The 11,595-nt window shown below is 44.8% G+C and carries 6 protein-coding genes; 3 read left to right on the top strand and 3 right to left on the bottom strand.

The genetic code is table 11. From position 1 onward, the window contains the following. Nucleotides 1-431 precede the first annotated feature (431 nt). From ACH0AB_RS11310 to ACH0AB_RS11300, 3 genes are all read right to left on the bottom strand, one after another. Nucleotides 432-2,456, bottom strand: coding sequence for a TonB-dependent receptor domain-containing protein (locus tag ACH0AB_RS11310; protein ID WP_406878215.1), 2,025 nt, complete (start codon nt 2,454-2,456; stop codon nt 432-434). A gap of 223 nt (nt 2,457-2,679) precedes the next feature. Next, the gene (locus ACH0AB_RS11305; RefSeq protein ID WP_406878214.1) at nt 2,680-5,451 is read right to left on the bottom strand and encodes a molybdopterin-dependent oxidoreductase; all 2,772 of its coding nucleotides are present in this window, start codon (nt 5,449-5,451) and stop codon (nt 2,680-2,682) included. Nucleotides 5,452-5,490: 39 nt separating this feature from the next. After that, the gene (locus tag ACH0AB_RS11300; RefSeq protein ID WP_406878213.1) at nt 5,491-6,816 is read right to left on the bottom strand and encodes an NAD(P)/FAD-dependent oxidoreductase; all 1,326 of its coding nucleotides are present in this window, start codon (nt 6,814-6,816) and stop codon (nt 5,491-5,493) included. 479 nt (nt 6,817-7,295) lie between these two features. Between ACH0AB_RS11300 and ACH0AB_RS11295 the strand changes: the two genes are divergently transcribed. The 3 genes from ACH0AB_RS11295 to ACH0AB_RS11285 all read left to right on the top strand — a co-directional run. After that, entirely contained in the window at nt 7,296-8,768 is a 1,473-nt protein-coding gene (locus tag ACH0AB_RS11295) for an MFS transporter (protein WP_406878212.1), read from the top strand. A 133-nt stretch (nt 8,769-8,901) separates the two neighbouring features. Next, nucleotides 8,902-10,857, top strand: coding sequence for a bifunctional protein-serine/threonine kinase/phosphatase (locus ACH0AB_RS11290; protein WP_406878211.1), 1,956 nt, complete (start codon nt 8,902-8,904; stop codon nt 10,855-10,857). Between the two features lie 187 nt (nt 10,858-11,044). Next, nucleotides 11,045-11,595 (top strand): FAD-dependent oxidoreductase (locus ACH0AB_RS11285; protein ID WP_406878210.1); only part of this gene is annotated, 551 nt, incomplete at its 3' end.

Below are 11,595 nucleotides of genomic sequence, written 5' to 3'. Positions count from 1 at the left end.
TTCCTATTCTAAATGCTATAGATTTAGGCATATTTTGGCACTTTTTATCTCGTTTTTGAATTGGGGACACAGCCTAAACCACGTTAATTAACCCACTTTAAAATATTAAGCAACTTTGATATCAAATGGCTTTAAAACTTCAAGTTGCTTTTTTATCTTCGCTTTGTGTTAGCTTTATTTTGGGCAAAATTAGCACAAGGTTATTGATAACCTACAGTATCGACTAGGATGAACACCTTGCGCAAAATGCCGTTTTCGGTTACACCGATGAATACCCTAGGCAATTGTTTTGATACCCCGCCAAACCTTGTGGTAGTAGGACGAATAAAAAATTGGATTTTGGACATAAGCAAAATTTTTCTGCAATATTTTGTGAAAATGCTAAACAGCAATGGGCAATCCATCATGCTGATGGTTATCACCCATTGAGTTTAAAACTGATAACTTAGCGCTACTTTGACATTGCGCCCCATGGCTTTATCACCGGTATTGGATACGTGCTCATAGTAGTAGGCATCTGTAAGGTTATACACCCCAGCATCCACAGTTAATTGCGGTAACGCGCTTGGACGATAGCTACCAAATACATCATAGGTGGTAAAACTTGGCAAATCAGCCACAGCAGTAGCGCTGGTGCGACGCGTTAAACCTTTGACATGGCGGATGGCACTTCCAAGGCTGAATTTGTCATTGATATCATAATTAAAGCCAAGGTTTAACTGATCGCCTGAGTCTTTATTGAGTTGGTAACCTTGCTCGGTGTCGCTTTTGGCATGGGCATAGCCTGCATTCAAGCGCATATTATTTAGCCGATATTTTGCGCTCAGCTCATAGCCTTTAACGGTAGTCTCGCCTGCATTGATGTAGCTGGCACATTGCCCGCCTGTCACTGTGTTGCCTGTGGCACAGTCAATGCCTGTTAATCGGTCGATTTTATTGTCATATTGGGTATCAAAGACTTTGGCTGTCAGTGACATACTGTCTTGACTGTCAAACACCCCTCTAAAACGGCTACTAATCCCCAGTTCTTTGTTTGCGCCTGTTTCTGCTTCGATGTCTTTATTGACGAAGGTTTGCCCAGATTGGTGAATGGTTTCTGGCAAGGGTGGTCCATTAAACAATTGCGTATAACTAGCAAATAAGCTGTGGTTTGGCGTCAGTTTAAACTCCCCTGCCAATGCGCCCGACAGTTGATTATAGTCGTCACTGCTTAAACGCTCTGACGGCTTATAATGATCAAAGCGCACGCCAGGCGTCAGCGCAAATCGTCCCAATTCGATTCGGTCTTGTAAGTACACCCCTACGCTGGTAGCGTCTTCTGTGATATCACTACTCTCTAACGTCGCTGATTTTTTATAGCCTTCTATCCCATAGTTGAGCGTATGTGTCAAAGCATGGTCACCATGAGGCTGCGTCAGTTGCTGTTTGATACTCGCCGTCATGCCATCGGTTTTGCCTGACGTGGCTATACGCATGGGAGTCGTTCCACGCAGTCCTTGCGACAGCGCTTCATTGGTCAAATGATAAACTTTGCTGTTTAGCTCAAAATTGCTATGCGGTTTATACTCATAGCCGAGGGCATAGGTTTCATTATTGGTGTAGCCAGGATGAATATTAGCGGGTAAATTGGCTTGGTAGCCGATATTGGGGCGAAACGGATAGTTACCGTCATTGTCATAGCTTTGGTAACTGGCAGTAATTTTGTGACCTTCTGCCGGCATCACATTGACTTTGGCTAGTATACTTTTGATAGTAATATCATCACCTTGGATGTGGTTGCTTTTGCCATCTTCGCCGCCATCGCTGTCACGCTCACTATAAGACACAATCATGTCCAACTGCTCATTGGGTTTGGCATAGGTAGTTAGACTTCGTTGAAATTGCTGATCGTTACTGGCATAGCCAAGCTTAACCTTTGCCCCCATTTTTTGATCAGGTAGTAGCAAGTCTTGTGCATCCACCGTGGTAAACGCCACACCGCCACCGATGGCATTATTGCCCAAAGTCACCGAGTTATTACCCACTGACACTTCTGTTGTTTTATACAAATCTGGGTCAAGTCCACTAATCCCAGCATGGTGAAAGCCGCGCGTTTCCGGTTGGCGCACCCCATCCACGGTGATTTTTAAGGCACTGCCTGCATTGTCTGAGCCTAAACCGCGAATATAAATATGCTGATCCATCCCCGAAGTACCACCGACATTCACCCCAGCAACCGTCGGTAAATATTGATTGAGTAAATCAGCTTGCTGTACCTTAACTGAGGTCTCATGGCGGACATTCTCAGTCTGTTTTGCTGGGATATATTGACGGGCATTAAAAGTAATGGTCTGTAAGGTAGTGACGGGTTCTGGCTCACTCGCTGTTGCCAACGGTGAATAAAGGGTGGTTAATACACACAAACTTAAATAGCGCAAAGTACCACGCGGCGGTAAACTAGCATTGGCAGTATTCATAAAATCACTCAGATATATAAAAAAAGAGAAGCGTTACAAAGCAGCAAGAATGATAATATAAATGATAATCATTATCAATTAATATTTTCAATTCTTCTCCTCTTTTTTTGAATGTCTAACGTTAGTCATAAATGAGTCACCAGATAAAATCAGGCAACATCAAGCGAAATTATAAAGTGGCTTAAAGTTCGCCAAATAATCCTTTCAACAAGTTATAACAATTTCACCCCGCCAAAATTTTGCTAATCTCTCCTACACAGGAGCCACAATTGGTGCCTGCTTTGCAATGTTTGCCAACCTCAACGACGGTTTTACAGTGATATTTTTTTATCGTCTCAACAATGGTATTTTCACCCACCGACATACAAGAGCAAACAATCCGCCCTGTATCAATAAAACCCGTGGCAGGTTTGCCCATTAGTAGCCATTTACGCGTATGGCTATCGAGCGTTGTGCCAAATTGGCTATCAAGCCAGTTATGGGTAGGTAGTTTGTGCTCATGGGTGCTCAAAAATACTAGCGCATGGACTTGCCCGTTTTGCAATATCGCAAGGCGTAAATCTTGGCTGGTGTTATCGGTATCAATATGTTGATAATGGATAATATCAAAGTTGTAGGCTTGCGCCTGTTGATTGAGCCATACACTTAACTGCTGTTGCCAGTATTGCTTATCAAACCAAGTTGTCATGAATGCAGACTGATTATCAATGGCAAAAAAATACTGGCTACTGTTTGACTGGCGATTACGCACCCAATAAGTCATATCTGGCGATTCGAGCCAATTTAGCAGGTTTTCATCACAGTGTTTATCAATCAATAACCATCCAAATGCTTGCATGGTTAGCTTTTGCAGCCTGACAGGTTGGTGCTTGAGCTGCGGTTGCTGCGAAAAGGGGTCATGATGATTGCTGATAAGCTTACCGACACGCGCATTGGCGGCAAAGTGCTGATTCCAGTGCATGGGTATAAACACATCGCCTTGGCGTTGTTTTTCAGTCACATCCGCCCGCACTAAGATAGTACCATTGGGACTGTTAATTTGCACAAAATCGTTATTTTGTACACCTAAAGGTTTGGCGTCACTCGGGTGAATCGCAACCAGTGGGTGCGGTAAATGCTGATTAAGCTGTGGGGCAATCCCTGTACGGGTCATGGTATGCCATTGGTCACGCGAGCGACCTGTGTTAAGCACCAGTGGATATTGCTCATCAGGCAATGACTTGGGTACCGCAGGATTAACGGTGACAAAATGCAGTTTTTGGGTATCGGTATAAGTGGTGCCAATAGTGGTGTGTGCGTCTTGTTTTTGTAGTCCAAAATAATGCGGTTGACCCCATTGAAACGGTGCCAAGTTATCATAATCGTTTTGGCTAATATTGGCTAAATGGCTGATATTAAAACTTCGACTATCTGTATTTTTTTCACCGCCATTCTTCTCGCCACTAAGCCGAGCGTGTTCGGCAAACACTTGCGATTCGTGAGTGTAATCAAAACCCACAAAACCCATTTTCTGTGCTACTTGGCTGACTATCCACCAGTCGGGCTTGGCATCAGCAAATGGGGTGACTAAGCGACGCTGACGAGAGATACGGCGTTCGCTGTTGGTGACCGTGCCTGATTTTTCACTCCAGCCTTGCGCGGGCAAAGCCACATGAGCAAAGTCGAGCGTGTCGCTGTCTTTTGAGCAGTCAGACACGATGACCAGTGGGCATTGCTGTAACGCCATGGCAAATTTGTCTGCTTCTGGCAGACTGACCACAGGATTGGTCGCCATAATCCAAATCGCTTTAATTTGCCCCTCCAAAATAGCATCGGCACATTGGGTTGCCTTGACACCATCTTTACCACTAATGCTAGTCGGTGCTTGCCAAAAGTTGGCTACCGTTTGACGATGGTCGCTGTTTTTGAGCTCAAAATGACTGGCTAGCAGATTGGCTAACGCCCCGACCTCTCGCCCACCCATGGCATTGGGCTGTCCTGTAATTGAGAACGCCCCTGCCCCTTGATAACCCAGTTTGCCTGTATAAAGGTGGCAATTGATAATGCTATTGACCTTATCAGTGCCATTACTGGCTTGATTGACACCCATTGAGTAAAAACTCACGGTTTTCTTGGTAGTGGCAAACAATTGGTAAAACTTGGTTAAATCACTTTCGTCGACACCGCAGATTTTGGCAACTTTTTTAATCGTCCAACTGTCACTGGCTGCAAGCGCATCAGCAAGATTGTCACAATGCCTAAGATAATCGTGATTGGCATAGCCGTTTTGGTGCAAGTAATTGAGTAGTCCGACAAATAAATGGGTATCTGTGCCAGAGCGAATCGGCAAATGCAAGTCGGCAATCGCGGTGCTGTCAGTGGCTCGTGGGTCAATCACCACGATTTTTTTATTGGGATTGGCTTGTTTGCTGGATTTTAACCGACCAAATAAAATCGGATGACACCACGCCATATTCGAACCGATAATGATAAATAGGTCGCTGTTTTCGATGTCTTCATAATTACAAGGCACAGTGTCCGAGCCAAATGCTCGCTTGTAGCCAGCTACCGCTGATGACATACACAGTCGAGAATTGGAGTCCAAATTATTGGTACCCAAAAAACCTTTGGTAAATTTGTTTGCCACGTAATAATCTTCGGTGAGCAGTTGCCCCGATACATATAGCATAACGCTGTCGGCGCCATATTCATCAATGGTCTGTTGCAATGATTTGGCAACAAAATCGGTGGCGGTATCCCAATCGACTGGCTCGCCATGAATCATCGGATGTGCCAAACGGCGGTCACGATCGAGCGTATCGCCCAACGCTTTGCCTTTGGAGCATAATTTGCCAAAGTTGGCAGGATGGTTTGGATCACCGTCAATGCTGACGTGTTGGGTATTCTCATCAATCGTCGCCAACACGCCACAGCCAACACCACAATAGGCACAGGTAGTCTTGACTTGGGTCAGGGGAGATTTTTGTGGTGCTAAATGTTGTATAGTTGTTGTCACACGTTAACCTTTTACTATTTTTAATTTCTACCAGTCAGATCAGCCCGCCAGCAACTCTTCACAAAACGCTTTGCCAAACAGTAATTTATCTTTGATGGCTGAAATATCTTGTTGATTTTGAATCAGTTCAAAAAACCAACCGCCCTCTTGTACATCACCATATAGCACTGCAGATAAAATACGGTTGTCTTTTACGGTGATTTTTTGATAGATGCTATGGCTAGGGTCTTGATAAATCAATTGCTCGCAGTCGTGACTCACATCGATATCACCTGCCGAAAATAGCGCCACGCCCGAGACCTTTAGCTTGGTTGCCGTTGGTTGTACGCTAAACACGGGCGAGGTGCTACCTGGCTGCTCGTTTAAGGTATGTAGCAGAATATTGGCTTGCTCATACACAGGTGCGACTAGCCCAAATAGCTGGTTGTCAAACTGTACACACTCGCCAATCGCATACACGTCTGGGGTATGGGTTCGCATTTGGTTATCAACCAAAATCCCCCGCTCGCAAGTGATACCGACCTGTTGCGCAAGGGCAATATTGGGTCGCACGCCGACGGTCATGATAATGCAATCGCTGTCAATGGTTTTGGCAGGGATGGATGTGTCGACATTATCCGTGTAAGTCAGTCCAGTGACCTGGTTATCCTCATCCACGCAAATCGTTTGAGAGTTGGCGTTGAGCACAAACTCAATACCTTTGTTTTCAAAGTAAGTTTGCAGTAAATCGGCAGCGGTTTTATCCAGTTGGCGATTGAGTAAATAGCCTGCCCCATGCACCACAGTGACTTTCGCTCCCTGTTGTACCAAAGCATTGGCAGCCTCAAGACCGAGTAACCCACCCCCGATAACCAGGCATTTTGGAGATTTTTTGCCATTATGATTGGTTGTTGCGATATCTAGCATAGCGTCCACATCGGCTTTGGTACGAAAACCCATGACGCCTTTTGCGGTATGGTTGGGCAATGGTAAAATAAATGGCGTTGAACCTGTGGCAAACACCAATTTGTCATAGCTGATGGTTTCGCCGCTGTCGGTGATGACCTGATGAGCAGCAAGATTGATATCGCTAACAGTGCAGCCTGTCTTTACAGTGATGTTATGGTTGGCGTACTCCTCTTGAGAAAATAGATAAATCTCAGCGAAGCGTTTTTCCCCTGCCAATACAGGCGATAGCATAATACGGTTATAGCCTGCATACGGCTCGCTGTTGATAAGCGTGATGGCAAACTCATCTCGACTTTGTTCGCCTTGGCTGTCAATCCCCAGTCCGCTGTGGGTACTCAGTCTGCTTTTGGCATACTGCATGGCAAAGCGTGTCCCTGCCATCCCTGCCCCTATGATAAGAATGTGTGTGTGTTGCATTGTTTGGCTGACCTTGCTTATCCGACCCGATATTTAATACTTTAGCATCTAGCACTTTAAAATTTAATAATTCAAAATCTATGCCAACCGTTTTAAACCGTTTTTTTTTACTGTTTTTTATGGTGTTTTAAATTTTGGCTATTATTTGTCGGACAGTGTGATGGATGTTGACCACTCTTTGAATTTAACCTCTTTAACTGTAGATAACTGTTTGAGGGTTTTTAAAATATTTTTAGACATTTTTTTGCTTATTTATTTGCATTATTCTTTTACCTTATCGATTACTTACCAAAATAGTGCAGTACAGCATCAAATTTTTATCATTTATGCCAATCGGTGAAAGTTTTATCACAGCAAAATAGCTAATTGATGGGTCATTCAAAAAAATTATTGCAAAAACAAAAGTTTATGACAATGGCATAAATATTGCTTTTACCTTGTTACCGTGAACCGTACAGGCTTACTTAAAGGAGAAGCAGATGTCCCAACGTTTACCGCTGTTTGCTATGAAATTACCCCGTATCAAGGTGTTACATTACACCTGGTTTGCTTTTTTCGTCACCTTTTTAATTTGGTTTGCTCATGTGGCATTGATGCCCACCATCAAACAATATTTTCATTTGAGCGATGGGCAAGTCAAAGCGATCTTGATGCTCAATGTGGCTTTGACCATTCCTGCTCGTTTGCTAATCGGCGCGATGGTCGATAGATACGGCCCCAAGCGTTCATATAGTGCTGTGTTGTTGATTAGCGGTTTTTTGTGTTTTGTGTTTGCTTTTGCTCAAAGTTTCCAAATGCTGGCGATTGGGCGATTTTTGCTAGGTTTTGTCGGTGCAGGATTTGTGGTTGGGATTCGTTTGATTTCAGAATGGTTTCCTGTCAATGAAGTCGGCTCGGCAGAAGGGGTGTACGGTGGTTGGGGCAATTTTGGGGCGGCAGTAGCGTCGATGTCGATGCCGATTCTTGCCTTATTGTATGGCGGTGCAGACGGTTGGCGGTATGCGATTGCGACCACAGGCGTGATTGCGATTGTTTATTCGGTCATTTTTTATCGTGGTGTCAGTGATACACCCAAAGGCGCGACTTATTTTAAACCAAAAAAATCAGGCGGCTTGGAAGTATCAAGCAAAGCAGACTTTTACTTTTATGCGGTGATGATTTTACCAGTTTATGCGATTTTGTTTTTGTTGGCGTGGCGTTTGTCACCTAGCGGATTAAAATTATTAACCGCCAATCAAACCATGCTGGCATATGCGGTGGTGGCGGTGCTTGTAGTCTATCAATATATCAAAATCTGGTCAGTCAATAAGCATTTATTTGATACATCTCGCCCTGCGGTAAATCCAGAATATGGTTATCAGTTTAAACAAGTGGCGATTTTAGACATGGCGTATTTGGCATGTTTTGGCTCTGAGTTGGCAGTGGTGTCGATGTTGCCGCAATTTTTTATTACCAACTATGGTGTATCGCATACTTTAGCAGGGTTGACTGCAGGCTGTTTTGCGGTGATGAATTTATTTGCTCGTCCTGGCGGTGGTTTTATGTCCGATGCGGTCGGTCGTCGTAAAGTATTGATGATTGCATTGGCAGGGCAAACGGTGGGTTATCTGCTAATGACGCAAATGACCAAGTTACCATTGGCGGGTGCAGTGGCAATCGTGCTGCTTACTTCTGTATTTGTGCAAGCAGCATGCGGTGCAGTATACTCAGTGGTTCCGCTCATTCAACGCCGTATGACAGGGCAAATTGCTGGTATGGCGGGTGCCTATGGTAACGTAGGTGGGGTGTTGTTTTTGACTATTTTCTCTATGGTATCGCCAACAGGATTCTTTATTACCCTCGCGATTTTTGCAGGGATTGCCTTTATTGGCGCGACCTTCCTGAGCGAGCCACAAGGACATATGGTCGAGGTGCACGAAGATGGCACGATTGAGCGAATTGCGATAGCGTAATCGCTCTTTAAATCCAACCAAAAAAACAGTCAACCAGCGGACAAGGAAATCTAGTTAGTAAGGCAAAAAAGGGTGTATGCCCTTTTTTCATTTTTGCACAATGCGTAGCAACCGTGCTAGTAAGGAAAAACCCATGTCAAAAGCCATTCAGCAAAATCCCGCCAGTTCTCAATCCTTACCACAGTCCTTGCCGCAACTGCTGACCCGTGCTGCTAGTCATGCAGGGCGCAAAGCGGAAAATCAAGATACTTTGACAATGCAAACGCTGGTGCCAACAGGGGATAGCAGCGCCGCTCAGCTTGCATGGCAAGTCACCGCTTTAGCTGACGGCGTCAGCAGCTGCGGACAGCCAAAGCTCGCCAGTCAATGGGTGATTGATACGCTGATCGACCAATTAACCATGCACCAAGCTGACATGGTGACTACCCCAGTTACTAGCCCAGTTACTAGCCCTGTTACTAGCGATTCATTAAATAACAACAGTGCCGAAACGCTGGCGCAAATGCTCACCAAAAGCGTGCATATTATCAATGATTTTTTGTATTTTAGTGATCACCATGACAGCTTTGATTCAGCCTCGCAGCGGTATTTGCCCAAATTACTCTCAACCTTATCTGGTCTGCTGTTTACCGAGCCTTTATTATCCGAGCATGCGGCAGTGTTATTTCACACGGGTGACAGCCGTATCTATCGGCTACGACACAACAAACTGCGCGTACTCACCCAAGACCACAGACACAAACGAGGGCGAGACAAAGGCGCCTTAGCCGCTGCACTTGGCGCAGATGCCCAAGTAGAATTACAACTTGCCCAAATTGATGTGTTGCCCGAAGATGTGTTTTTGATAATGACCGATGGCGTGTATGAATTTATCGGTGATGATGAATTATTGTTACTCACCCAATCGGCATTGGGCAAATTGTTGGCGCTGGATAATTCCACCACCTTCGACTTAGAAAATTTGCCAGAAACCTTGTGTCAGGTGGCATTGGAAAATGGCAGTAATGACAATGTCAGTTGCGTGATGATAGCCGTCTTACCAAAAGTTGCGAGAATTTTGGCGAATGCAGATTTTGACAAAGCTGACCTTGCTGAACATACAGACAGTCGTCATGCCGTTACCCGTTTACGCATTCCGCCTGTGCTGACTGTCGGCGACAAGCTTGATCATTTTACCATTGACAAAGTGGTGCAAAACACGCCACGCAGTAGCGTGTATTTGGCAACCGACAGCACCGCTGACACAGCCGATAATCAGCGTATTATCAAAGTGCCATCTGCCTATTATGAAGACGATAGCGGATTTTTACGGCTGTTTTTAAAAGAAGAAAAAATAGGGTTAAGCCTCAATCACCCAAGCTTACTAAAATTTTACCCCAAGCCGATGAATAGCCAGTATCTGTACCATGTCACCGAATTTTTGCAAGGCATGAGCTTGCGTGAATTTATCGACACCCAGCCGCCGTTATCGGTTGCCCAAACCTTTGCTATTGTCAATCAAATCGGCATGGCGCTGCGAGCCATGCACCGTAATTATCTTCTCCATCAAGATATCAAGCCCGAAAATATCATGCTGCTGCCATCGGGTCATATCAAGCTCATTGACTTTGGTTCGGTTGGCTCGTTACTCCTAAAAACAGCGCATACACCGCCTGTGGGTGATTTGCACTATATTGCCCCCGAATATTTTAGCGATGCACCAAAAGGGGTGTATTCCGATATTTTCTCGCTGGGTGTAGTGACTTATGAGATGCTGACGGGGCTACAACCATTCGATGTCGACACCTTGACCACTGCGATGACCGCCCAAACCAACCAAAAACTGGCGTTCAAAAACGTGCGACAAGTGCGCACGGATTTGCCATTTTGGGTCAATGACGTGCTTATTCGTGCGCTGCAAGCAGATAGCAACCGCCGTTATCAGAGCATTGGTGATTTTCTCACCGACCTTGACCCCAAAAGCCATGCCGACGATAAAGCCAAACAGCCGCTGATTGACAAACATCCTGTGCTATTTTGGCAACTGGTCAGTGGCATATTAGCAGCGCTGTTGCTCATCACTTGGTTACTGGTTGGGTTAAATCACTAAAATGTGATTTATTTTTCTTAATAGACAATTAACCTATATATTTTAACCCATTGAAATTTATAATTAATTTAAATATTGGCATAAAGTTTGCTTATATAACAGTATAGAAAAACTTGGGATAATACTCGCCAAAAGCCAATCATTATCCTAGTCAAAAAGCCAATGTTTCGTTAGAAGGGATAAATACATGAAAAATCTTATCGTCGTCGGTAATGGGATGGTCGGGCACCACTTTATCGAAAAAGCGATTGAAAAACGCCTACACCAAACTTACCAAATCCATGTGTTTAGTGCTGAGAGTCGCCCTGCCTATGACCGTGTCTATTTATCCAGTTATTTTGAACATAAAGACGCCAGTCAGCTTAATTTAGTGGATCTGGCAAACTATGAGCAAGCGGGCATTACTTTGCATTTGGGTGAAGGCGTCGCAAGTTTTGATGCGCAAACCAAAACCCTTATCACCAGCAAGGGCAACACCTTAGAATTTGAAAAATTGGTGTTAGCAACAGGCTCGTATCCGTTCGTACCCCCAGTACAGGGCAATGACCATGCCCACTGCCATGTGTATCGCACCATTGATGACTTAGACGCCATCATCGCCACCGCCGCCAATTCTCGAGTACAGCGTGGCGTGGTTGTGGGTGGCGGTCTGCTCGGACTTGAAGCCGCAAAAGCCTTGGTCACTTTGGGGTTAACCACGTATGTGGTCGAGTTTGCTCCACAATTGATGGGCGTTCA

Origin of the sequence: Moraxella sp. 179-F 1C4 NHS, assembly GCF_045370505.1 — a bacterium.
Taxonomy (GTDB): Bacteria; Pseudomonadota; Gammaproteobacteria; order Pseudomonadales; family Moraxellaceae; genus Faucicola; species Faucicola tetraodonis.
This window is presented reverse-complemented; position numbering and strand designations above follow the sequence as displayed.

What these genes read in the sequence shown, in the direction of transcription:
- ACH0AB_RS11310 (WP_406878215.1), bottom strand. Translation starts at nt 2,456, where the DNA reads ATGAATACTGCCAATGCTAGTTTACCGCCGCGTGGTACTTTGCGCTAT.
- ACH0AB_RS11300 (WP_406878213.1), bottom strand. Translation starts at nt 6,816, where the DNA reads ATGCAACACACACACATTCTTATCATAGGGGCAGGGATGGCAGGGACA.
- ACH0AB_RS11295 (WP_406878212.1), top strand. Translation starts at nt 7,296, where the DNA reads ATGTCCCAACGTTTACCGCTGTTTGCTATGAAATTACCCCGTATCAAG.
- ACH0AB_RS11290 (WP_406878211.1), top strand. Translation starts at nt 8,902, where the DNA reads ATGTCAAAAGCCATTCAGCAAAATCCCGCCAGTTCTCAATCCTTACCA.